The following is a 23731-nucleotide window of genomic DNA, read 5'->3' as shown; positions in this document are numbered from 1 at the left end:
GATCGATGCGGCATCGGCGCAAGAACCGCTGTTTTTGTGCCGCTGTGGCGCGCCGGCATCTTAGCAACGCCTTTCGTTCCATTTAAGACCAATGGGCGGCAACGGAGCCTCCAGCCTGATGAAGCGGTTCGTCCTTCTTGTTCTCGTCGCCGCCATCGCGGGCGGCGGCTATTATGCCTACCGCAACCAGCGCGCCGGCACCCAGCAGGCCCAGGCGAGCGCGGTCTCGGGTCCGCGCGGCGTTCCCGTCGAGGTCGCCGCCATCGAGCTTGCGACGGTCAGCGAAGAGGTCGAGGCGCTCGGCACGCTTGCCGCCGATGAATCCGTGGTGATCGCACCGGAGATCGCGGGTCGCGTGGTCGCGCTCGGCTTCAAGGAAGGCGAGCGCGTCAAGGTGGGCCAGGAGCTCGTGAAGCTCGACACCGCGATCCTCGATGCCGAACTCAAGCAGTCGCAGGCCGATCTCGGCCTTGCGCGCGATACCTATGAGCGCCTGCGCTCGCTGGTGCAGCGCGGCTCGGGAACGCAAGTCGCGCTTGACGAGGCCGCGGCGAAGCTGGCTTCGAGCGAGGCGCGGATCCAGCTCGCCAAGGCCAAGCTCGCGCAGTCGACCATCGTGGCGCCGTTCACCGGCGTCGTCGGCCTGCGCTCGGTCGGCGTCGGCGACTTCGTCTCTGTCGGCAAGCAGTTGATCACGGTGACCAGCATCGACCCGATCAAGATCGATTTCCGCGTGCCCGAGATCTATCTCAGCCGCCTGAAGGTCGGCCAGCCCGTGCAGATGCGGGTCGATGCGGTGCCGGACCGCAAGTTCCAGGGGCAGATCTACGCGATCGACCCGGTCGTGGATGTGAACGGCCGGGCGATCCGCCTGCGCGCCGCCATTCCGAATGCAGACCTTGTGTTGAAGCCCGGCCTTTTCGCCCGTCTCGTCATCACCATCGACCAGCGCGAGAACGCGATCCTCATTCCTGAAATGGCGGTCGTGCCGGATGCCGTCGGCAAGATGGTCTACATCGTCGATAAGGGTAAGGCGAAGCGCGTCACCGTCGAACTGGGCAAGCGCCTGCCTGGCAAGGTCGAGATCGTCAGCGGGCTGAAGCCCGATATGCAGGTGATCACCGCCGGCCAGATGCGGCTGCGCGACGGCGCCATCATCGCGATCAAGGACAAGGTCGTCCAGACGAGCCAGCTCTAGGACCGACGCATGAGCCTCTTCGAACTCTTCGTCCGCCGGCCCGTTCTCTCGACGGTGTTGAGCCTCTTGGTGATGCTGATCGGCATCGTCTCCTATGGCCGCCTGACGATCCGCGAATACCCCAATATCGACGAGCCGATCGTCTCGGTGCGCACCGATTATCGCGGCGCCTCGGCCGAGATCATCGAGACGCAGGTCACCCAGATCCTGGAGAACTCGATCGCCGGCATCGAGGGCATCGAGATCCTGTCCTCGACCAGCCGCCAGGAGCGCAGCTTCATCCAGGTGCGCTTCCGGCCGGATGTCGATCCGGACGTCGCGGCGTCCGACGTGCGCGACCGCGTCAGCCGCGTGCGCAGCCGCATGCCCGACGAGATCGACGAGCCGGTCATCGCCAAGGTCGAGGCCGACTCGCAGCCGATCCTCTACCTCTCGCTGACCAGCTCGCGGCACGGACCGCTCGAACTGACCGATTTCGCCGATCGCTCGATCTCAGACCGCGTCCAGAACGTCACCGGCGTGGCGGAAGTCCGCATCCTCGGCCAGCGCCAGTACGCGATGCGGATCTGGCTCGATCGCGCCCGCATGTCGGCCTACAGCGTCAGCGTCCAGGAGGTCGAGGCCGCCGTCCGGGCGCAGAATATCGAGATTCCGTCGGGCCGCATCGAGAGCAACGACCGCGAATTCACGGTGCTCTCGCAGACCAGCATGACGACGCCGGGGGAATTCCGCGAGATCGTCGTCAAGGACGCCAGCGGCTTCCCGGTCAAGGTCAAGGACATCGCCAAAGTCGAGCTCGCCGCGCGCGAGGAGCGCAACGCCGCCTGGTTCAAAGGCACGCCTTCGGTCACGATCGGCATCGTCAAGCAGGCGACGGCGAACCCGCTCGATGTCTCCGCCGGCATCGAGGAAGCGCTGCCCGGCATCATCGAGGACCTGCCGGAAGGCATGTCGATCGCCAAGTCCTATGACAGCTCGGTGTTCATCGACCGCTCGATCAAGGCGGTCTACCAGACGATCATCGAGGCGATCGTGCTGGTCGTGCTGATCATCTTCATCTTCCTGCGATCGGTCCGCGCGACCCTGATTCCGCTGGTGACGATCCCGGTCTCGCTGATCGGCTCGTTTGCGCTGATGTATGCGTTCGGCTTCACCGTCAACACGCTGACGCTGCTCTCGATGGTGCTCGCCATCGGCCTCGTCGTCGACGACGCCATCGTCGTGCTGGAGAACGTGCATCGCCATATCGAGGACGGCATGCAGCCGACCCCCGCCGCGATCCGCGGCATCAACGAGATCGCCTTCGCCGTGGTGGCGATGACGCTGACGCTGGTCGCGGTCTACGCACCGATGGCCTTCTCGACCGGCCGCACCGGCAAGCTCTTCATCGAGTTCGCGCTGACGCTGGCCGGCGCGGTGCTGGTCTCCGGCTTCGTGGCGCTGACGCTGACGCCGATGATGTGCGCCAAGCTGCTGCGCCACCACGAGAAGCACAACTGGCTCTACAATGTGCTGGAACGCGGCTTCGACGGGTTGTCGCGCGGCTACAGGGCTTCGCTGCGTGCGGCGCTCCAGGTGCGTCCGCTCGTCGTCCTGCTTGCGATCGGCGTCGCCGGTGGCGGTTATTATTTCTTCACGCATCTGCGCGCCGAGCTGGCGCCGGTCGAGGATCGTGGCACGATCAACGCCGTCGGCGTCGCTCCCGAGGGAGCGACGATCTCGTTCACGGCCGACTATGCCCGCCAGGTCGAGAACTACTTCCGGAACATCCCCGAGGTCGAAACCTATCTCGTCATCGTCGGCTTCCCCGATGTGACGCGCGCTGTCGGTTTCGCCCGTCTCAAGCCCTGGGAAGAACGCAAGCGCAAGCAGCAGGATCTCGTTGCCGAGATCAACCGGGGGCTCTCGCAGATCCCGGGCATCCGCCTGTTCGCGACCAACCCGGCCTCGCTGGGGCAAGGCCAGGCGAACAGCAAGCCGGTCGAGTTCGTGTTGCGCTCGTCGGAGCCCTATACGCAGATCAAGTCCTATGTCGACCAGCTGATGACGGAGGTCTCCAATTCGCCTGTTCTGACCAATGTCGAGACCAACCTCATCCTTGACAAGCCGCAGATCAAGGTCTCGATCGACCGGCAGCGCGCCGCCGATCTCGGCGTCAATGTCGACATCATCGGCCGCACCATGGAGACGCTGCTCGGTGGCCGGCAGGTCACCCGCTTCAACATGAACAGCAAGCAGTACGACGTCATGCTGCAGGTGGAGGGGGCCGAGCGCAACACGCCGCAGGCGCTGCAGTCGATCTACCTGATGGGCCGCGGCGGCGCCGTGGTGCAGCTCTCCAGCCTGGTCAAGGTCGAGGAGAATGTGGCGCCGAAGGAACTCGTCCGCTTCAATCAGCTGCGCTCGGCGACGGTCACTGCGATCCCCGCGCCGGGATACTCGCTCGGCGATGCGCTCAAGGTTCTGGAGGATGCCGCGACGCGGGTGCTGCCCAATTCGGTGCAGGTCGACTATGCCGGCCAGAGCCGCGAGTTCAAGCAGTCGGGCGCGAGCATCTTCATCGTCTTCCTGCTGGCGCTGGGCTTCATCTACCTGGTGCTGGCGGCGCAGTTCGAGAGCTTCGTCGACCCGGTCGTGATCATGGTCTCGGTGCCGCTCTCGTTGACCGGCGCGCTCGCGGCACTCTACTTCACGGGCGGGACGATGAACGTGTACAGCCAGATCGGCCTGATCACGCTGGTCGGCCTGATCACCAAGCACGGCATCCTGATCCTGGAGTTCACCAACCAGCTCCGCGAGGAGGGACGCGAGATGATCGACGCCCTCGTCGAGGCGGCGGAGCTGCGCTTGCGGCCGATCCTGATGACCACGGGCGCGATGGTGCTCGGCGCCGTGCCCCTCGCCATCGCGGCGGGCGCCGGCGCGGAGAGCCGCTCCCAGATCGGCTGGGTCATCGTCGGCGGCATGACCTTCGGCACGCTGCTGACGCTCTATGTGGTGCCGGTCGCCTATAGCTATCTCGCCCGCACGGTCCATGGCTCGCGCCACGGCGCGCATGACGAGGCGCAGGGCACTCATGGAGCGCATCCGGCGCCGGCGGAGTGAACGACCACCCGCTGTCATCCCGTGCGCGCCGCAGCGTGCAGCGCTGCTGCGCAGACACGGGACCGCGTGACGAGTGGGCGCCTCACTTGGCGACGCGAGAAGGGCGCCTTTTCCTGAAGACGGTCCCGCATCTGCGCCGCAGCACTTCGTGCCGCAGCGCGTGCGGGATGACGCTGCGAGCTACTGCAGTCTCACCGAGACGCTCTCGCTCGCTCCGGTCGCATCGATCACCGAAATCCGCATGAAGCCCTTGCCGGGCGGCTGCCATTGCGTCTCGCGGCGGCGCTGCGGCTCGGTCACCGGCGCGCCGTCGACCAGCCAGGTATAGGGCGGCGAGCCGCCGGCGACCTTGAGGTTGAGCCGGCCGCCGCCGTCGAGCGCGGCGGCGGAGAGGTCGATGCGGGCACCGTCCGGCGGGAAGGCGAGCTTGAGCGTCGGCGTCGTCATCGCCGTGACGGTCTTGGGCACGTCCTGCCGGAGATGCCTGAGTGGCGGCGGCAGGTGGCCGGTGCTGGCGACGATCGCGTCGGCCGGCTGCGGGAAGGGCCGCGGATCGATGCCGAGCCGGGCGAAGGCGTCGAACAGGATCGGCGCCGCGACCGTGCGCCCGACCAATCCGGGCACGGCCCCGTTATCCGCACGGCCGACCCAGACGCCGATCGTATGCTTGCGGTCGAAGCCGACGGCCCAGGCATCGCGATAGCCGTATGACGTGCCGGTCTTGTAGGCGATGCGGCCGGGCACGGCATTGAGGGGCGGCGGCGCGCCGAGCAGGGTGTCGGCGACATACCAGGCCGCGACGGGGTCGACGAGGCGCGCTCCACCACGCGAGCCCTCATCCTGAGGAGCGCTCGCAGAGCGCGTCTCGAAGGATGGTCCAGAGCGCGCTGGAACATCCTTCGAGACGCCGCTGCGCGGCTCCTCAGGATGAGGGCTGAGGAGAGGGGCGGATATCGGCCGGAATCTCAGCGGCAGCATCTCGCCGCCGCGCGCCAGCCCGACATAGGCACGGGTCAGGTCCTGCAAGGTGATGCCGAGACCGCCGAGGCCGACCGCAAGGCCGGGCGCGCCGCTGTCTTTGGGCATGGCAATGGCGACGCCGGCATCGCGCAGGCGCGAGAGGAAGCGCTGCGGGCCGAGCGCCGAGAGCAATTCGACCGCAGGCACGTTGAGCGAGAGCTGGAGCGCCTTGCGCGCGCTGACCATGCCCTGGAAGGTCATGTCGAAATTCTCGGGGATGTAGATGCCGTAGCGGGCAGGCCTGTCCTCCAGCATCGTCTCGGGATGGGCGATGCCGTTGTCGAAGGCGAGCGCGTAGATGAAGGGTTTCAGTGCCGAGCCCGGCGAGCGCAAGGCCCGTGTCAGATCGAGCGCGCCCGCCCGCTCCGCCGCGAAATAATCGACGCCGCCGACAGAGGCACGGATTTCGCCGGTCTCGTTGTCGACGGCGAGGATCGCGATCGAGACCTGAGGTGCCAAGCCGAGGCTGCGTTCACGCGCGAGGCCTTCGAGAGCGGTTTGCAGGCGCGCGTCGAGCGAGAGCTTCTGGACGCGTTCGGCTGGCGCCTCCGCCACCGCCTGCTCGGCGATATGGGGGCTGAGATTGGGGAAGGGGCGGCGCGCGATCGGGATCGGCTCGTTGCGGGCGGCGGCGACCTCGTCACGGGTGGCGAGGCCCGCCTGCTCGACCCGCTCCAGCACGCGCTCGCGCGCCTTGCGGGCGGCCTCGACAAAGCGGTCCGGCCGCCGCGTCTCCGGCGATTGCGGCAGGGCGACGAGCAGGGCGGCCTCCGCGGTCGAGAGCCGCTTCGGCTCCTTGCCGAAATAGGCGAAGCTCGCGGCGCGCACGCCTTCGAGATTGCCGCCGAAGGGCGCGAGCGTGAGATAAAGGTCGAGGATACGGGCTTTGTCGAAGCGCCGCTCCAGCTCGACGGCGCGCACGGCCTGTCTCAGCTTGGCGGAGAGCGTGCGCTCTTCCCGTGGTTCGAGCAGGCGCGCGACCTGCATGGTCAGGGTCGAGCCGCCGGAGACGACGCGGCCGTTGAGCAGCATCTGGCCGGCGGCGCGCATCATGCCGAGCGGGTCGATGCCGCGATGGCCATCGAAGCGCTTGTCCTCGAACGCCTTGAGCATGGCGAGATAGCGCGGATCGACATCGTCTGATGTTACGGGGAGCTTCCAGCGCCCGTCGGCGGTCAGGAAGGGGCGCAGGAGCTTGCCATCGCGATCGAGCACCACGGTCGAGCGATCGGCCGCGGCCGCGAGGTCGAGCGGGGGCAGGGAGCGGGCGTAGAGGGTAAGGGCGGTGGCGCCTGCCATCGCCGAGATGGCGAGAGCGCCGGCGGCGATCTTCAGTTTGCGAAAGCGGCGCGGAGTCTTCCCTTCTCCCCTCGGGGGAGAAGGTGGCAGCGCGGAGCGCTGACGGATGAGCGTGGCCAGGCGGGCCGGAAAACGACGGAGCGCTGCGCCGACCCTCACCCCATCCCTCTCCCCCGAGGGGAGAGGGAGCTCCGTTGTGCTCGTCTTTTCGCGCTGCGCGTCCATCACCGCGCCGAGGTGATCTCCACCGCGCCGAAGCCGGTGCGACCGAAGCGGTCCGGCCGGTACATGTCCTCGATCACGGCGGCGGGGTAGACGTAACGGCCGGGCGAGACCGCTCGCGCGATATAGGCGACGGTGTAGGAGAGCTTGTCGCTGCGCGAGCCTGAGCGCTCGAAGGCGGCGACGAAGCGGTCGTCGCGCGACTCGGTATGTACAGGCGAGACCTCCTGTTTCAGCCAGTCGAGGCCCGCGACCGAGGCGCCTTCCGTCAGATTGGCGTTCTCGATCTCGAGACCGGCCGGGACGGGATCGACGAGCAGCAGGCGGCCATAACGCGGCGTGGCCTCGGTCACCGTCAACGCCACGACATAGCGCTCGTTCTGGCGCAGGCGCGCGGGATCGGCCTTCTCGCCCTTCATCGTGTAGATCACGCGTTCCAGGCCGAAGCCCTGGTTCAGGGCCGGCTCCGGCGCGGTCGGGATGCCGGCGACGGTGATGACCGCCTGGGCATTGCCGGCGCCGGGATTGGCGATGGTGAGCGACTTCGCCTCCAGCGCCTCGGCCGAGAGCGTGCGATAGAGCGCACCCTTGCGGGCGGCGCCATCGACCGTCAGCGTCATGCCCTCGGCGTCCTTGGCCATGGCCTGCGCCGCCAGCACCATCCACATCTGCTCCTGCGTCGAGGTGTAGCTGTAGCGGGCGCTGTTGCGGGTGGCGTCGAGGATCGAGACGGCGCGGCTGATATCTGCGCGCTCGCCATTGGCTTCCGCGATCAGGGCGAGCACGCCGGCGCCGTCGCGCAGGCGGGAGCCGTAATCGGGCCGCGAGAAACCGTCATCGCTCGCTTGCTGCAGGAGGCCCAGCGCGCTGCCGAAAGCGGCGCGGCCGCGGCCGCGATCGCCCAGTGCCGAGAGCGCGGCGCCGATCTGGGCGCGGGCGAGCGGCGTCGCGAAATCGCCGAGCTTGTTGTCGGCGAGATAGCGCAGGTCGCCCATCACCGGCCGGCCGTTGCGGGCGAGCACATAGAGCGCATAGGCGATGCCGGCCGCCTCTTCCTTGTTGATCTCGCTGGTGTTGACGACCTGGTTGCGCAGGCGGTCGAGCGCGAGATTGAAGGCGATCTGCGGCACGGCGAACTGCTTCTCGCGAGCCCGGGTCAGGAAGTCGGTGACGAAGGCGTCGAGCCAGAGATCGTCGCCGCCGACGCCCCAGAGGCCGAAGGAGCCGTTGCCGCCCTGGCGCGCCAGCACGCGCTCGATCGCGTTGACGACGCGCTCGTCGGCCTTGTCGTCGAGCGCGAGCTGTTCCAGCGAGGCAAGCTGGTTGACCGCTAGCAGCGGCAGGGCGCGCGAGACGGTCTGCTCGGTGCAGCCATAGGGGTAGCGGTCGAGCGCCTTCAGCAAAGCGGGCACGTCGAGCGAGCCGAAGGGCGAGACCGTCACCGAGACCTGCCCGGAATTCGGCACGAGATCGGCCAGCAGGTCGGAGGAGACGGTAATCGCTCCGCCATTGCCGGGGATGGCGCGGACGATGCGCCGCGCGATCGTCGCGGCCGAGGGCTGCACCCTGACCGCGAGGTTCTGCACCGTGCCGATGCCGTTCGGGCCGGAGACGCGCACGTCGAACTCGGCGCGGCCGAGGCCGGCGGCTGTGACGGGGATCGTCATCTGCGCCTTGGCGCCGGCGCCGAGCTGCATCGTGCGGCGGGTGGCGTCGGCTGCGACCAGCACCGGGCCCTTGACGTCGAGATCGACGGTATAGGCGCCGGCGGGCCCCTCGACATTGTCGACCTGGAGATGGAAGCGCGACTGGTCGCCGATGGCGAGGAAGCGCGGCAGCGTCGCTTGCGCGACGATCTGGTCGCGCACGATCACGTCGGCGCTGGCCTGGCCGGTGCGGCCGGCCGACCAGGCGACGCCCATGACGCGCACGGACCCGTTGAAGGCAGGCAGGTCGAAATCGACCTTGGCCGTGCCATCGGCGCCGACCTTGACCACGCCGGAATAGCGGGCGAGCGGCTCCTGCGTCGGCTTCTCGCCGTCCATCTTGGGCGCGGCGTCGCCGCCGGTGCGGATCGCGCCGCGCGTGCCCTGCATGCCGTCGATCAGATAGCCGTAGAGATCACGCAGGTCATGGCCGAGCTGGCGTTGGCCGAAGAAGAACTTGCTCGGGTCCGGGCTTTCGTAGCGGGTGAGGTTGAGGATGCCGATATCGACGGCGGCCAGCGTGACATAGGCCTCTTCGCCGGCCTTCATGCCGGTGACCTTGACCGGCAGCGACAGCGTCGTGAGCGGGCGCACCAGCTTGGGCGCACCGAGATCGAGCGCCAGCGTGCGCGTCTCCTTGCCGATCTGGAACCAGGAGAGGCCGATGGCCCGGCCGGGCAGGCGCTTGGCGGCGGCGTCCATCGGGCGATGCGCGAGCACGACGAGATAGGCGCTCGCGCCCCATTCGGCCTTGACCGGGATCGAGGCGGAGGTGCCGCCCTCCGTGATGTCGATGGTGCGGATATCCGCGACCTTGTCGGTGATGACGGCGAGCGTCGCCTTGCCGGCGAAGCGCGGCGACAGGCGGACCTGCAGGCTCTCGCCATCGGCATAGGAAGCCTTGTCCAGCGCAACGTCGAGCACATCCGGCGTGTCGGCGGTCTTGTCGCTCTCATAGCCGACGCTGAAGGAGACCGAGGTCTCGGCCGCCTCAACGCCGTCCGAGGTCACGTCGAGCCGGTAATTGCCCCATTCGACGGGCGCGGCGATCTTGGCGCCAGCGGCCTCCGCCACAGCGATCTCGCCATCGGCGACGCGGCGGGTGGTCTTGACGCCCTCATAGTTCCAGCGGCCGTCCTGGAAGAACCACTGGTAGTTGCGGCGGACCTTGGACAGAACCCATTTGACACCGGGCCGTGCGAGGCGCTTGCCGTCGCCGGTCGCCATGATCACTTCGAAATTGGCGGTCTGGCCGTTGCCGAGATCGCCGTCGCGGAACAGCTTCTTCACGCCGATCGCGGCGCCCTTGGGCACGACCGGCATCGTGACCGAGCGGGCGATGGCGCGCCCGCCGGGCTCGCCGACGCGCACGGTCATCTCGACCTCGAGCGGGCGATTGGTATCGGCCTGCTGGACGGGGTTGGAGATCGTCGCCTTGCCGGCGGCGTCGGTCGTGGCGCTCTCCTCGAATTCGCTCTGGACCGGCTCGAAAGCCTCGTCGGTGAGGCCGACCTGATAGTCCTTGAAGCCGGGGATGGCGCTGGCATCGGCCGCGCGGATCGTCATCGAGCCGGTGACGTCGAGCTCGGAGCCCGGCGCGCCGTAGAGATAGCGGGCGTTGACGTCGAGCTCCGCCGGCTGGCCGGCCTGGAGCAGCGGCGCCTTCGGCGTCAACGTCAGCTCCAGCCGCTCGGGCACGTAATCCTCGACGAGGAAGGAGGTCTCGCCGATCGCCTGGCCCTTCGGGTCGGAATAGGCGAGGACGCGCCAGGTGCCGGTGGCGGAGCCGGAGACGAGCTGGATCGAATGGGCGCGGCCGCCCGCGCCCTGGTCCTCGACCTGTCGGCGGCGATATTCGACGCCATCCGGGCGCTTGACGACGATGGTCAGCGGCAGGCCGGTGACGGCGGCGCCCTTGGCGTCGCGCAGGAGCGAGGTGAGATAGACCGTCTCGCCCGAGCGGTACACGCCCCGCTCGGTGTAAAGGTAGGCATCGAGACCGGCCGGGGCGACGCGACCCTTCACGCCGCGATCGGACAGGTCGAAGGCGGTCTGCTTGAGATCGAGGAAGCCGTAATCCTCGGCGAGCGATGCCGTGACGAGGCCGGGCGCATTGCCGCCCTGGCCCTTGCCGAGGCCGGCATCAAAGCGAGCATAGCCATTGCCGTCGGTCTTGGCGGTGCCGAGCACCTCGTTGTTGCGGGCGATCAGCCTGAGTTCCGCATTGGCGATGGGCTTTGCATCGGCCAGCGAGCGGGCGAGCACATGCACGCCGTCCGGGCCGGTGAAGGAGGTCAGCCCGAGATCGGAGACGACGAACCACTGCGTCGCGCGCGTCGAGCCGTCATCGTAGGAATCGCCGTCGTCGCTCGCGGGCGTGGCGGCCGGACCGCCCGAGGGCTTGGCGAACATCACGTAGACGCCGGGCTTGAGGCTGCCGACCGCTTCCGTGACCGGGAAGGCCGTGATCACGTCCTGGTTCAGCTCGGACTTCACGTCCATCGTGCCGGTCCAGACGGTCTGCCCCTTGTCGCTGGAGATCTGCCTGGCGGAATAGGAGCCGATCTGGCTGAGGAAATCCTCGGAATGGACGGAGTTGATCAGGTTGCGGTCGCCGATCCGCATCACCTCGAGGTCGAGCTTGCCGGAATTGACCGAGACGACCGGGATGCCCTGTTGGCCGGTGCGCGGGAGCACGTAGTTCTTGCCGGTGAAGCGCACCGAGGGGGTGCGGTCGCGGACATAGATCTCGTAATCGGCCGATTTCAACAGGGTTTCGTCGGGGATGGCGGAGGGCACGCCCTGGCGGATGACGATGGCGTAGCGCTCGCCATGCTTGAGGCCGTCGACGCAGATCTGGCGGTCCTCGGCACTGACGGCGAAATCGCCCTTGCCGCCTGAGATCGCCACATAAGGCGCGAAATCGACGCGGCCGCGTGCGAGCGCCTCCGAGAACTCGAAGCAGGCACGGGGCGAGGCGGCGTCGGAATCAGTCTTGTTGGAGGTCAACCGGAAGCCGCGCTTCTCGCGCAGGCTCTCATAGGAGCTTTGCAAGGCGGGGTTGGCGGCGAGGTCGAGGCTGAGCCGATAAGTGGTCAGCGCCGGGCGCCAGAGCTCGTTCTTCTCGAAGGTGCGGGCGAGCACGCCGAGCGAGGCGGCCTCGTCATTGCGGTTGGTCGAGCGCTGATAGGCGAGATAGGCGGCGGCGACCGCGCGCTCGCGCAGTTCCCAGCGCTCGCGATAGTCGCGCGGCTCGATCGCGTTGGCGGCGCGCGCCATCAGGCGCCAGCCGGCGGCATTGGTGGAATCGGCGACGATCGCGGCATTGGCCTGGGGCAGGGCGGAGCGGGCGTCGCCGCGGCCGAGCGCGATCTCGCCGGCGCGGATGGCGTCCGCCGCCGAGCGATTCCCGGTCGCGACCTCGCGCTTCAGGCGCTCCTCGAGACGCTGTCCGTCGGCCTGCAGGTCGTTGCGGACATAGGCCTTCTGGGCGAAGGCGGGGGCTGCCGCCAGCGTGAGCGAGAGGGCGAGCGCCAGACGGGAAAGCAGGGTCATCGTCGGTCCTCTTCGTCGATCGGCCCGGCCAGGATCGGCGGACATGGCTTCAGGCCGATGACGGCGTGAGACGGGGCCGGCAGGCTATCACCCTGCCGCGCGCGTTCAAGTCATGCGAATGCAGGGCGTGCCGGGTTCTGCGCCGATCTACCCATTCCGATCCTCACGCGCGTGCCATCCCGGATCTTTGCTTCGCTGCATCCGGGATGACACGCGCGCAAATGCCATCTCCCGGTTGCGGCGCGGCGCGTTCTGACGCTCAATGCAGCCGCTTCGCCCGTTCTCAAGGACGAGACCCATGCCGCGCGCCCTTCTCCACCCCCTGCGAATCACGTTGCTCCGGAGTGCCGCCCTGGCGCTCGCGCTGGTGGTGCCGACGCTTGCCGGCGCGCAGGCTCCCGCGCCCGGCCCCTCGCCGCAGATGGCGGCGGCGCAGGCCGGGTTCGAGGCCTTGCCCGAGGCCGAGCGCAAGGCGATCCAGAACGACCTGATCTGGGCCGGGCAGTTCAACGGCGCGGTTTCCGGTTCCTATGGCCCGCTGACCTTCCGGGCGATCAACGCCTTCAAGGGTGGGCGCGGCCCGGCCGACGGGTTGCTGCCGCCGGCCGAGCGGGCGGCGCTCGCGAAGGCCGCGCAGGCGGCGCGCGATGCGGCCGGGTTCAAGGTCCTGGCCGACGACAAGACCGGCGTGCAGATCGGCATTCCCTCGAGGCTCCTGCCGAAACGCGACGTGACGCCCTCCGGCGGCAGCCGCTGGCAGAGCGCCGACGAGAAGGTCACGCTCGACACCTCGACCACGCCGCCGGGCGGCGAGGACCTGGCGGCGATCTACGAGAAGGCGATCGCGGTCAGCCCGAACAGCCCGCGCAAGATCACCTACAAGCTGCTGCGGCCGGATTTCTTCGTCGTCACCGGCGAGACGCCGACCGGGCGGTTCTATCGCCGGCTTTCGGCCGGGCCGCAGGGCCTGCGCGGCTTCTCGATCGGCTATGACAAGGCGCTGGCGCCGACCGTCGACAAGCTGGTCATCGCGATCGCGGCGAGCTTCGAGCCGTTCCCGACCGGACCCGCGCCGCGGATGGTCGCCACCGTCCGCGTTTCGAGCGACGGTACGATCTCGCCATCCGCAGCGCCGGCACAGCCGGCCGCGCCGACGCCGTTCGGAGCGCGCAGCAACGAGCGCTATGGCGTAGCGCTCGCCCTCGACGAACGGGTCGCGCTGAGCGTTGCGGCGGCGGTGGATAACTGCCGCAGCCTGCGGGTCGGCACCCGCAATGCGAAGCTGCGTCTCAAGGATGATGCAAGCGGGCTCGTGCTGCTCGATCTGGAAGGCGCGGGCGCCGCGAAGCCGCCCGGCCTGCGTAGCGAGGCGGCGGGCGCCTCGGAGGCGCTGGTTCTGGTCGCCTACGGCAACGACGCCGGCAAGCGGGCCGCGGTCGCGTTGCCCGGACAGAATGCGCAGGCCGGCGGCAAGCCGGCTCTCAAGGCGCCGCTCCAGCCGGGGCAAGCGGGCGCGCCGGCCTTCGACCGGCAGGGGCGGCTCGTCGGCGTCGTCACCGACAACCCCTCCGACAAGATCCTGATCGCCGGCGTCGCGCCGCAGCGCAGCTATGGCTTCGCCGATGCGGCGGCGATCCAGGCGATGCTCGGCAAGGCGGGCATCACATTGCCGGCGGCCTCTGCGGGGCCAGAACTCAGCACGGGCGCGGTGGTCGAGCGGGTCTCCGGCGCGGTCCAGCCCATCGTCTGCGGACTGTAGCCTCCGCCAAAATGACAGGTTGTCTGCCGCCGCGCGATCGGCTCAGATGACGCCCGTCGGATCAAGGGAGCCCCGTCGCGGACGAGGAGCACCCGGACACTAAATCGATTTAACGGGAGGAACTGGGGAATGAGCGATTTCATCGACAGGCGAACTGTGCTCAAGGGCGCGGCCGCGGCCGGCGCGAGCCTGATTGCGGCGCCTGCCATCGCACAGGCGAATTACCCGTCGCGGCCGATCACCATGGTCTGCCCATGGGGCGCCGGCGGCGGCACGGACGCGACCGCGCGCATCGTCGCGCAGCTCCTGGAAAAGGACCTCGGCCAGCCGGTCAATGTCGTCAACCGCACGGGCGGCTCCGGCGTGGTCGGCCATTCGGCCATCGCGACCGCGGCGCCGGACGGCTACAATATCGGCATGCTGACGGTCGAGATCGCCATGATGCATCATCAGGGCCTGACCGACCTGAAATCGACGAGCTACACCTCGCTTGCATTGATGAACGAGGACCCACCGGGCGTGCAGGTCTCGACCGCGGGCCCCTACAAGGACATCAAGGCGCTGGCCGATGCGATCAAGGCCGCACCTCCCGGCAAGCTGAAGGCGTCGGGCACCGGCCAGGGCGGTATCTGGCATCTCGCGCTGATCGGCTGGCTCGTCGCGATGGGTCTGAAGCCTGATCACGTCGCCTGGGTGCCGTCGAACGGCGCGGCGCCCGGCATGCAGGATCTGGCGGCCGGCGGCATCGATATCGTGACCTGCTCGGTGCCGGAAGCGCGCGCGATGATCGATGCCGGCAAGGCCAAGTCGCTGGCGATCATGGCAGAAGCGCGCAACCCGCAGTTCAAGGACGTGCCGACGCTGAACGAGACGCTCGGCATCAACTACTCGATCGGCGCCTGGCGCGGCATCGGCGCGCCGAAGGGTCTGCCGCCCGAGATCGCGGCGAAGCTCACGGCGGCGCTGAAGAAGGCCTTCGACTCGAAGGACTACCAGGACTTCATGAATGCGCGCGGCTTCGGCATGAAGTTCGCGGACGGCAAGGGTTTTGCCGACTTCATGGCCGCGAGCGACACCTCCATGGCCTCGGCCATGAAGGCGGCAGGGCTCGCCAAGGGCTGAGCCCACGAGCGCAGATCGCCCCGGGCAACCGAAAGGAGGCCCGGGATGGCGGTCTGTTTCCGCATAAGTGCCTGAAAGCGCGAGTTGCGAGACGTTCCAGCATGTTGTTGTCAGACCGTATTACCGGCTCGGCGCTTGCCGCGCTCGGCGCCACCGCCTTCTTCTACGGCTCGAAACTGCCGCCGGTGCCCGGCCAGCAGGTCGGCCCCTCCGCCTTTCCGATGGTCGTCGGGGCCGGGCTCGTCATCTGCGGCAGCCTGATCGTCTTCGGGATCGGCCGCCATTTCGAGGAAGTCGCCGAGGCCGATGTCGCGAGCCACGCGACGCCGGAGGAGCTCGCGCCGGTGCCGGCCTGGCGCAACTGGCTGGCCCTGCTGCCGCCGGCCCTGCTCGCCTTCTACGCGCTGGCCTCGGAGACATTGGGCTTCCTGCCGACGACGGCGATCATGGTGCTGCTGTGCAGCCTCGCCTTCGGTGCGAAGCCCAGGCTCGCGGTGCCGCTCGCGATCATCGCGCCCTTCGCGATCAACCTGATCTTCCTGAAGCTGCTGCGCGTGCCTTTGCCCGGCGGCATGCTGCCCTTCCCCTGGTGAGCGAGGCCTGACGATGGATACCGTCATCAAGGCCTTCGGGCTGGTTTTCCAATTCGACGTGATGATCGCCATCGTGGCGTCGGCCTTCTACGGGCTGACGGTCGGGGCGCTGCCCGGCCTCTCGGCCACCATGGCGACGGCGCTGCTGGTGCCGGTCACCTTCTATCTCTCGCCGATCGCGGCGATCGCGACGATCATCACGGCTTCCGCCATGGCGATCTTCTCCGGCGACATTCCGGGCTGCCTGCTGCGCATCCCGGGCACGCCGGCCTCGGCCGCCTATACCGACGAAGCCTATGCGATGACGCGCAAGGGCCAGGCGGAGACGGCGCTCGGCATCTGCCTGTGGTTCTCGGCGCTCGGCGGCATCGCCGGGACGCTCTCGCTGATGCTGATCGCGCCGCTTCTGGCGGAAATGGCCCTGTCCTTCTCGACCTATGAGAATTTCTGGCTCGCGATGCTCGGCCTGATGTGCTCGACGCTGGTGGCCCGTTCCTCGCCGATCAAGGCGATCGCGGCGATGCTGCTCGGCCTGCTGATCACCTGCATCGGCATCGACAATCCCGGCGGCGTGCCGCGCTTCACCTTTGGTTCCACCGACCTCCTGGGGGGCATCGAGGTCATTCCGGCACTGGTCGGCGTCTTCGCGCTGGCCGAGCTGATGCGCTCGCTGACCGAGCGCGACCCGCCGAAAATCGAGAACCGCAAGCTCGGCTCGATCCTCAAGGGCCAGTGGAAGCTCACCAAGGAATATCCGAAGCAGCAGACGCGCGGGAACATCGTCGGCATCATCATCGGTGTGCTGCCGGGTGCCGGCGCCGACATGGCGGCCTGGGTCAGCTATGCCATGTCCAAGCGCTTCTCGAAGACGCCGGAGAAGTTCGGCACCGGCCATCCGGAAGGGCTGATCGAGGCCGGCGCCTCCAACAACGCCTCGCTCGCTTCGGGCTGGGTGCCGGCGCTGCTCTTCGGCATTCCCGGCGACACGATCACCGCGATCGCGATCGGCGTGCTCTACATGAAAGGGCTGAACCCCGGGCCTTCGCTGTTCACCACCCAGGCCGAGAGCATGTATGCGCTCTACATCATCTTCATCCTCGGCAACATCATCATGATCCCCTTCGGCATCATCATGATCCGGCTGGCGAGCAAGGTTGTCGGCGCGCCGCGCTCGGCGGTGATGCCGGTGATCATGATCTTCTGCGCGGTCGGCGCCTTCGCGACGGCGGGCAACAACCTGTTCGCGGTCTGGTGCGTCGCCTTCTTCGGCGTGTTCGGCTTCGTGATGGAGAAGAACGGCTATCCGGTCGCCGCGATGGTGCTCGGCATCGTCATGGGCACGATGGTGGAGCAGAGCTTCGTGACCTCGCTGATCAAGTCCGACGGGTCGGTTCTGCCCTTCTTCGACCGGCCGGTCTCCTCCGTGCTGGCGGCGATGACCTTCGCGGCGCTGCTCTGGCCGGTCTTCTCCTGGACGCGCGACTGGCTGAAGGGACGCAGGCGGGTGGCGGCGGTCTGAGGGGTGACACGCCTCACTTCTTCAGGAAGGCCATGAAGGCTGCCATCGCCTCCGGTGATTTCAGGCGCTCGCCGAAATGGCGGGCTTCGGTCGCGATGGTCTCGGCCACGGCCTGGGCCGAGCCGCGCTTCAGCAGCATCTTGGTCAGGGCCAGCGATTCCGGCGGCAGCGCGGCAAGTGCCTTGGCCTTGGCGAGGCCGGCTTCCAGCGCCGTGCCATCCTCGGTGACGGCGTTGACGAGGCCGGCGGCGGCGGCCGTCTCGGCATTGAAGGCCTCGCCCAGCATCAGCAGTTCCGCCGCCTTCTTCGAGCCTGCGACCAGCGGCAGCAGATAGCTCGATCCGCCTTCGGGGCAGAGGCCCAGCGTCACGAAAGGCAAACGGAAGGTCGCGGAGCGGGCGGCGAAGGCGAGGTCGCAATGCAGCAGCATCGTCGTGCCGATGCCGACCGCGAAACCCTCGACCGCCGCGACGATCGGCTTCTTCGCGGTCGAGATCACTTCCAGGAAATCGATGGCGACGCGCGAGCCGTCGCCGGCTGCCGCGGCCATGGCGAAATCCTTGATGTCGTTGCCGCTGGTGAAACAGCCCCCGGCGCCGGTCAGCAGGATGGCGCGGATCGAGGCGTCGGCCTCGGCGGCGGCGATCGCCGCGATCAGCCCGGCGTAGCTGGCGCGGTCGAGCGCGTTCTTGCGCTCCGGCCGGTTCATGGTGATCTGCACCACGCCGGCCGCGACGGTTTCGCTCAGCACTTCGCTCATCGGTCCGCTCCTGATTGCCGTGCCGGGATCGCATGGGCCTTCGCCGGGGGTCAAGCGAGGCCGGATGCGCCTTTCGTCGCCGCCCGGCGCTTGACATCGCGCGGGTGCGATCCTCCCCTGCGCGGCGAGACGCCTTCGCTGCCTTCGCGTGCGAGTCGAGGCGCGCGGGATTGGGATTGCGGAGACGTCGATGACGAAGGTTCAGCTTGAGTTTCGCGGCAAGGTCGCGATCGCCACGATCGACAATCCGCCGGTCAACGCTCTGGGCGTGGCCGTGCGCGAAGGATTGGCGAGCGCCATCAAGCAGGCGAATGCCGATGCTGCCGTGGCCGCGATCGTCATCGCCTCCGCCGGCAAGGCCTTCATCGCTGGCGCCGATATCAGCGAGTTCGGCAAGCCGCCGGCTCCACCGAGCCTGCCGGATGTTCTCGATGCGATCGAGGCATCAGCCAAGCCGGTCGTCGCCGCGATCCAGGGCGTGGCGCTCGGCGGCGGGCTGGAGGTTGCGCTCGCCTGTCACGGCCGTGTCGCGCTGCCGGCCGCGAAGCTCGGCCTGCCCGAGGTCAAGCTCGGGCTGATCCCCGGCGCCGGCGGCACGCAACGCCTGCCGCGCCTGATCGGCGCCGCCAAGGCCTTCCCGATGATGCTCTCGGGCGAGCCGATCTCGGCCGGCAAGGGGCTGGAATACGGGCTCGTCGACGAGGTCGTCTCCAGCGATCTCGTGGCCGCCGCGGTCCATCTGGCCGAGGCGCTGGCGGCGGAGGGACGCCGCCCGGTCACGAGCGAGGCCACCGGCGAATTGACCGATGCCGATCGCGAGGCCTTCGAGGCGCTGGCCAAGGATGCCCTGAAGAAGGCCGAGGGCATGCCGAACGTGCCGGCGCTGGTCGAGGCCGTGCGCGCGAGCTTCACCCTACCTTTCGCTGAGGGCGCAGCGGTGGAGCGCAAGCTCTTCCTGTCGCTGCTCGTCGACGAGCGTTCGAAGGCGCTGCGCCATGTCTTCTTCGCCGAGCGCGAGGTCGCGAAGGTGCCGGGCATCGGGCCGGAGGTGAAGCCGCGCGAGATCGCAAGCGCCGCCGTGATCGGCGCCGGCACGATGGGTGGCGGCATTGCGATGTGCTTCGCGAATGCCGGCATCCCGGTGACGCTGATCGAGACGGCGAAAGCCGCGCTCGACAATGGCATCAACCGCATCGGCGCGATCTACGACATCTCGGTGTCGCGGGGATCGCTGACGCCAGAGGCGAAGGCCGGCCGCATGAAGCTGATCAAGCCGGCGGTTGGCCTCGCGGCCGCGGCCGGGGCGGATATCGTCATCGAGGCCGCCTTCGAGGAGATGGGCGTCAAGCAGCAGATCTTCGGCGAGCTCGACAAGGTGGCGAAGCCCGGCGCCATCCTCGCCAGCAACACCTCCTATCTCGACGTGCCCACGATCGCGGCGGCGACGAAGCGGCCGCAGGACGTGATCGGCATGCATTTCTTCAGCCCGGCCAATGTCATGAAGCTGCTGGAGATCGTCCGGCCGAACGGGGCGGCCGATGATGCGATTGCGACTGCCGTCGCGCTCGGCCGCAAGCTCGGCAAGGTGCCGGTCGTGGTCGGCAACGGCTTCGGTTTCGTCGGCAACCGCATGCTGGAGCAGCGCACCCGCGCGGCCGAACGTCTGCTGGTCGCCGGCGCCCTGCCGCATGAGGTCGATGCCGCGCTGGCCGGCTTCGGCTTCAAGATGGGCCCCTTCGCCATGGCCGATCTCGCCGGCAACGATATCGGCTGGCGCTCGCGCAAGGCGCGCGGCCTGAAGGCCGCCGTGGCCGATGCGATCTGCGAGGCCGGCTGGTTCGGCCAGAAGACGGGGCGCGGCTATTACATCTATCCGCAGGGCGCCCGCGCCGGGCAACGCTGCCCCGAGGTCGAGGCGCTGATCGCCCGCATCTCGGCCGAGCAGGGCGTGACGCGCCGCGCCTTCACGCAGGAGGAGATCCTGGCACGGCTGCTCGATCCGATGGTGAACGAAGGCGCGCGCATTCTGGAAGAGGGCATCGCCGCGCGGCCGGGCGACATCGATATCGTCTGGATCAACGGCTATAATTGGCCGGCCTGGCGCGGCGGGCCGATGTTCTGGGCCGACAGCGTCGGGCTCGACGTCATCGTCAAGCGGCTGGAGGCGCAGGCCGCCGAGATCGGCGACAAGGCACTGGAGCCGGCGCCGCTGCTCAGGCGCCTCGCGGCCGAGGGCAAGGGTTTCGTCAGCCTGAAGGGGTGATGGAGCAGGCTCGTCATGCTCGGGCTTGACCCGAGCATCTCTCGCCGGAGGAGATTCCGTCACATCTATCTGCTAGAGATTCTCGGGTCTGCGCTTCGCTCCGCCCGAGAATGACGGCTGGCCGAAACCGCTCTATCCTCGCCTGATCGATAACCTTCCGAGGAGAGCCGCTTGGCTTCGGGGCTGTTTGCGCTGCTGGACGACATCGCCGGCATCGCCAAGATCGCGGCGTCCTCCGTCGACGATGTCGTCGCACAGGCCGGCAAGGCCGGGGCCAAGGCTGCCGGGGTGGTCATCGACGATGCCGCGGTGACGCCGCGCTATGCCGTCGGCTTCGCGGCGGCGCGCGAACTGCCGATCATCTGGCGGATCGCGATGGGCTCGCTGCGCAACAAGCTGCTCATCCTGCTGCCGGGCGCGCTCGTGCTGGCGCTGGTCGCGCCATGGGCGATCACGCCGCTCCTGATGGCGGGCGGCGTCTTCCTCTGCTTCGAGGGCGCCGAGAAGCTGCTGGAACTGGTGATGCCGCATGGCGCCCATGGCGAAGGCAAAGCGGGCGAGACGACCGGCGATCCGGCGGCGCTCGAACAGCAGAAGATCGCCGGCGCGGTGAAGACCGATTTCATCCTCTCGGCCGAGATCATGGCGATCACGCTGGCCGGCGTCGCCGACCAGTCCTTCTGGATGAAGGCGGCGGTGCTCGCGATCGTCGGCGTCGGCATCACCGTCGTGGTCTACGGCGTCGTCGCGCTGATCGTGAAGGCGGACGATGCCGGCATGGCGCTCGCCGCCAACGAGCGGCCTGCGGCGAGCCTGCTGGGGCTGCGCAAGCTCCAAGCCGGTGAGGCGGGAGCGTTCGATCGTGCCCTGTCCTGGCTGACACAGCCTTTCGGGCGCGGCCTCGTCGTCGCCATGCCGCATTTCCTGAACCTGCTCGGCGTGGTCGGCACGGCCGCGATGCTTTGGGTCGGCGGCGGCATCATCATCCATGGGCTCGAAGAATATGGCCTCGCCGGGCTCGGGCATGGCGTCCACGACCTCGCGGTCGAGACGGGGCGTGCCTTACCCGCCGCGCTCGCCGGTGCCGGCGAGTGGCTCGCCGGGGCTGCGCTGGCGGCCGTGTTCGGCGTGATCGTCGGCGGCCTCACCATCGTCGCGATGCACTGGCTGGTCGGGCCGGTGGTCAAGCTGTTCCGCAAGGATGCGGCGGCGCAGCCCGGCGCCTGAGCGCTGTAACCGCTTGATCGCAGCGACCTGGCGCCACGCTTGTCATTCCGGGGCTTCGCGCAGCGAAGGACCCAGGCCCCCCGACCGGGTGGAACCTTTGATCCCTTATAGCCAGCCGCTCACCCGGTCGTAGATTCCGGGTTCACGCCTGCGGCGTGCCCCCGGAATGACAAGGGTGGTTCTGATCAGAAACCCCGATAATTGCTGGCAGCGTCTGACGCCCTTCAATCCAGCCAGGTCGTGAAACCCTCGACCGGCTCGCGCTCGGGCACGAGGCGGTTGGCGGGCGCGTCCGGATCGGCCTTGCCGATGGCGATGCCGCAGACCAGGACCTCGTCCTCGGGGATTGCGAGCTCGTGCCGCACGATCGTGTGGAACTGCGCGAAGATCGCCTGCGGGCAGGAATCGAGGCCATGGCCCTGCGCCGCGATCAGCAGGGTCTGGATGAACATGCCGAGATCGAGCCATGAGCCGATCTCCAGATCGCGGTCGATCGTCAGCATCAGCGCGACCGGCGCATCGAAGAAGCGCAGGTTCGCGGCAGTCTGGCGCTTCATCCCCTCGACATCGCCTTTGACGACGCCGAGCAGGCCGTAGAGATCCCAGCCGACCTTGCGACGGCGGGCGAGATAGGGCTCGCGGAATTGGGCGGGGTAGTAGCGATATTCCTCGGCGCCCGGCCGCTCGCCGGATTCGACAGCGACGAGCAGCGCGTTTTCGAGGCGCGCGCGCGTCTGCGGCCCGATCACGCGGAGCTTCCAGGGCTGCATATTGGTGCCGGAGGGCGCCTGCGCGGCGAGTTCGATCAGGCGGCGAACCAGGGCGGGCTCGACAGGGTCGGAAAGGAAGGCGCGGGTGGCGCGGCGCGCGCGGATCGCGCGCTCGATGGCTTGGTCAGGCGTCATCCCGTCGATCATGTTCAGCATTCCCGCGATCCGTCATGGCGCATGAGTCTGGCAGAGCCGCCGGTCCGGTGCCATAGGCCGGGGGCGAACGCTCAGGCCGGCAGGATCCGCCCACGGTTGAGGATGTTGCCGGGGTCGAGCGTCCGCTTCAGCGTGGTCATCAGCGCGAGCTCCGCATCCGAGCGGCTCATGCCGAGATAGGGCCGCTTCAGCATGCCGACGCCGTGCTCGGCCGAGATGCTGCCCTGCTTCGCGCGGACCAGCTCGTAGACGATATCGGCAAAGCCGGAGATATCCCCCGTGTGATCATGGATCGAAAGATGCAGGTTGCTGTCGGCGAGATGGCCGAAGATGATGGGAATAGCCGTGTGGCTCCGGGCCTTGACCCGTTGGCGCAGCAGCGCGACGGCATCCGCCATGGCGCCCAGGGGGATGCTGACGTCGAAATGAACGCCGCGCGGCAGCTCGCGGTAGAACTCGTAATTCGCTTCGCGATAGGCCCAGAAGCGCTGCCGGTCCCGGCCGGATTGCGCGATCAGGGCATCGTCGAGCAGCCCTTCCTCCGCCAGCTCGGCCAGCGCCTCCGCGAACATCGCCTCGCCGGTGCTGCCTGGCCCCATGGCGGCCTCGATAACGAGGACGAGTTCGGGCTCGCCCGAGAAGGGGGCGGGCAGGCCACATTTTTCAGCCGCGGCGTTCATGTATTCCGACCACATCGCCTCGAAGGCGAGAAGGCCGCCGCCGAGCCGGGCTTCGAGGCGGTTGAGTGCCGCGAGCGCGTTGGCGACGCTGCCGGCGGCACAGAGCGCGGTCTGCGTGCCGGTCACTGCCGGCTGCAGGGCGAGCAGCACGCGGGTGACGACGCCGAGCGTGCCCTCGCTGCCGATGAAGAGCTGCGTCCAGTCATAGCCGGCATTGTTCTTCACCACCTTCCTGAGATGGCTGACAATGCGGCCGTCGGCCATCACGGCTTCGAGACCGAGCACGTTGCGGCGTGTCATGCCGTAGCGCAGCACCTGCACGCCGCCGGCATTGGTGGCGACATTGCCGCCGATGGTGCAGTTCCCGCGTGCGCCGAGATCGACGCCGTAGAGGAAGCCGGCCGCGGCCGCCTTTTCCTGCACGACCGCCAGCGGCGTGCCGGCAAGCACGGTCATGGTCCGCGTCACCGGGTCGATCTCCTCGACCCCCGTCATCTTTTCAAGCGAGAGCGCGACCTCGCCGGCCTGCGGCGTGGCGCCGCCGGCCAGGCCCGTCATGCCGCCCTGGACGACGACGGGCAAAGAGAACCGCGAGCAGATCGCCAGCACCGCGGCGACCTCCTCGGTCGTCCGCGGCGTGACGAGAAGGGCCGGCAGGCCATCTTTCGTCCGGGAGGCATCCTTGCGGTTGCGAGCGGGGATCGCCTCGCCGCTGCGCAGGCCACTGGCGCCGACCACCTCCGCCAGCGCCGCGAGCGCGTCGTCGGGAATGGTCAT

General features: G+C 68.4%; 13 protein-coding genes. 8 read left to right on the top strand and 5 right to left on the bottom strand.

What is annotated here, in order from left to right:
• The first annotated feature begins 118 nt into the window (after window positions 1-118).
• Together ACFJGT_RS20685 and ACFJGT_RS20680 are read left to right on the top strand one after the other, a co-directional pair.
• The gene (locus ACFJGT_RS20685) at window positions 119-1198 is read left to right on the top strand and encodes an efflux RND transporter periplasmic adaptor subunit (protein WP_377841831.1); all 1080 of its coding nucleotides are present in this window, start codon (window positions 119-121) and stop codon (window positions 1196-1198) included.
• A 9-nt stretch (window positions 1199-1207) separates the two neighbouring features.
• Window positions 1208-4303 (top strand): efflux RND transporter permease subunit, encoded by a 3096-nt coding sequence (locus ACFJGT_RS20680; RefSeq protein ID WP_377841829.1) that lies wholly within the window; start codon window positions 1208-1210, stop codon window positions 4301-4303.
• A gap of 180 nt (window positions 4304-4483) precedes the next feature.
• On the opposite strand, the gene pbpC is transcribed toward ACFJGT_RS20680, so the two are convergent.
• On the bottom strand, window positions 4484-6622 hold the full coding sequence (pbpC, locus tag ACFJGT_RS20675) for a penicillin-binding protein 1C (protein ID WP_377841826.1): 2139 nt from the start codon (window positions 6620-6622) through the stop codon (window positions 4484-4486).
• 224 nt (window positions 6623-6846) lie between these two features.
• On the bottom strand, window positions 6847-12105 hold the full coding sequence (locus tag ACFJGT_RS20670; protein ID WP_377841823.1) for an alpha-2-macroglobulin: 5259 nt from the start codon (window positions 12103-12105) through the stop codon (window positions 6847-6849).
• A 298-nt stretch (window positions 12106-12403) separates the two neighbouring features.
• On the opposite strand from ACFJGT_RS20670, the gene ACFJGT_RS20665 reads away from it, so the two are divergent.
• The 4 genes from ACFJGT_RS20665 (at window position 12404) to ACFJGT_RS20650 (ending at window position 17098) form a co-directional block, all read left to right on the top strand.
• Window positions 12404-13864, top strand: a complete 1461-nt coding sequence (locus tag ACFJGT_RS20665; protein ID WP_377841821.1) for a serine protease — start codon at window positions 12404-12406, stop codon at window positions 13862-13864.
• A gap of 129 nt (window positions 13865-13993) precedes the next feature.
• Window positions 13994-14986 carry a tripartite tricarboxylate transporter substrate binding protein gene (locus ACFJGT_RS20660; RefSeq protein ID WP_377841820.1) on the top strand — a complete coding sequence of 331 codons (993 nt, stop codon included), beginning with the start codon at window positions 13994-13996 and terminating at the stop codon, window positions 14984-14986.
• Window positions 14987-15087: 101 nt separating this feature from the next.
• Window positions 15088-15579 (top strand): tripartite tricarboxylate transporter TctB family protein, encoded by a 492-nt coding sequence (locus ACFJGT_RS20655; RefSeq protein ID WP_377841818.1) that lies wholly within the window; start codon window positions 15088-15090, stop codon window positions 15577-15579.
• Window positions 15580-15592: 13 nt separating this feature from the next.
• Window positions 15593-17098, top strand: coding sequence for a tripartite tricarboxylate transporter permease (locus tag ACFJGT_RS20650; RefSeq protein WP_377841816.1), 1506 nt, complete (start codon window positions 15593-15595; stop codon window positions 17096-17098).
• A gap of 13 nt (window positions 17099-17111) precedes the next feature.
• Here the strand turns inward: ACFJGT_RS20650 and ACFJGT_RS20645 are convergent, their stop codons facing one another.
• Entirely contained in the window at window positions 17112-17858 is a 747-nt protein-coding gene (locus tag ACFJGT_RS20645) for an enoyl-CoA hydratase-related protein (protein WP_377841814.1), read from the bottom strand.
• Between the two features lie 190 nt (window positions 17859-18048).
• Between ACFJGT_RS20645 and ACFJGT_RS20640 the strand changes: the two genes are divergently transcribed.
• Both ACFJGT_RS20640 and ACFJGT_RS20635 read left to right on the top strand, forming a co-directional pair.
• Window positions 18049-20121, top strand: coding sequence for a 3-hydroxyacyl-CoA dehydrogenase NAD-binding domain-containing protein (locus ACFJGT_RS20640; RefSeq protein ID WP_377841811.1), 2073 nt, complete (start codon window positions 18049-18051; stop codon window positions 20119-20121).
• A 171-nt stretch (window positions 20122-20292) separates the two neighbouring features.
• Window positions 20293-21348 (top strand): DUF808 domain-containing protein, encoded by a 1056-nt coding sequence (locus ACFJGT_RS20635; RefSeq protein ID WP_377841809.1) that lies wholly within the window; start codon window positions 20293-20295, stop codon window positions 21346-21348.
• A 224-nt stretch (window positions 21349-21572) separates the two neighbouring features.
• Here ACFJGT_RS20635 and ACFJGT_RS20630 read toward each other — a convergent pair whose 3' ends face one another.
• The gene (locus ACFJGT_RS20630; RefSeq protein WP_377841807.1) at window positions 21573-22274 is read right to left on the bottom strand and encodes a nitroreductase; all 702 of its coding nucleotides are present in this window, start codon (window positions 22272-22274) and stop codon (window positions 21573-21575) included.
• A gap of 71 nt (window positions 22275-22345) precedes the next feature.
• The gene (locus tag ACFJGT_RS20625) at window positions 22346-23731 is read right to left on the bottom strand and encodes an FAD-binding oxidoreductase (RefSeq protein ID WP_377841804.1); all 1386 of its coding nucleotides are present in this window, start codon (window positions 23729-23731) and stop codon (window positions 22346-22348) included.

Source organism: Allobosea sp. UC22_33, from assembly GCF_042700715.1.
Classification (GTDB): Bacteria; Pseudomonadota; Alphaproteobacteria; order Rhizobiales; family Beijerinckiaceae; genus Allobosea.
This window is presented reverse-complemented; position numbering and strand designations above follow the sequence as displayed.

Bases quoted from the DNA above. Each gene is read 5' to 3' on its own strand.
- pbpC (WP_377841826.1), bottom strand. From the start codon at position 6,622: ATGGCAGGCGCCACCGCCCTTACCCTCTACGCCCGCTCCCTGCCCCCG.
- ACFJGT_RS20650 (WP_377841816.1), top strand. From the start codon at position 15,593: ATGGATACCGTCATCAAGGCCTTCGGGCTGGTTTTCCAATTCGACGTG.
- ACFJGT_RS20660 (WP_377841820.1), top strand. From the start codon at position 13,994: ATGAGCGATTTCATCGACAGGCGAACTGTGCTCAAGGGCGCGGCCGCG.
- ACFJGT_RS20670 (WP_377841823.1), bottom strand. From the start codon at position 12,105: ATGACCCTGCTTTCCCGTCTGGCGCTCGCCCTCTCGCTCACGCTGGCG.
- ACFJGT_RS20625 (WP_377841804.1), bottom strand. From the start codon at position 23,731: ATGACCATTCCCGACGACGCGCTCGCGGCGCTGGCGGAGGTGGTCGGC.
- ACFJGT_RS20655 (WP_377841818.1), top strand. From the start codon at position 15,088: ATGTTGTTGTCAGACCGTATTACCGGCTCGGCGCTTGCCGCGCTCGGC.
- ACFJGT_RS20680 (WP_377841829.1), top strand. From the start codon at position 1,208: ATGAGCCTCTTCGAACTCTTCGTCCGCCGGCCCGTTCTCTCGACGGTG.
- ACFJGT_RS20640 (WP_377841811.1), top strand. From the start codon at position 18,049: ATGACGAAGGTTCAGCTTGAGTTTCGCGGCAAGGTCGCGATCGCCACG.
- ACFJGT_RS20630 (WP_377841807.1), bottom strand. From the start codon at position 22,274: ATGCTGAACATGATCGACGGGATGACGCCTGACCAAGCCATCGAGCGC.
- ACFJGT_RS20665 (WP_377841821.1), top strand. From the start codon at position 12,404: ATGCCGCGCGCCCTTCTCCACCCCCTGCGAATCACGTTGCTCCGGAGT.
- ACFJGT_RS20645 (WP_377841814.1), bottom strand. From the start codon at position 17,858: ATGAGCGAAGTGCTGAGCGAAACCGTCGCGGCCGGCGTGGTGCAGATC.
- ACFJGT_RS20685 (WP_377841831.1), top strand. From the start codon at position 119: ATGAAGCGGTTCGTCCTTCTTGTTCTCGTCGCCGCCATCGCGGGCGGC.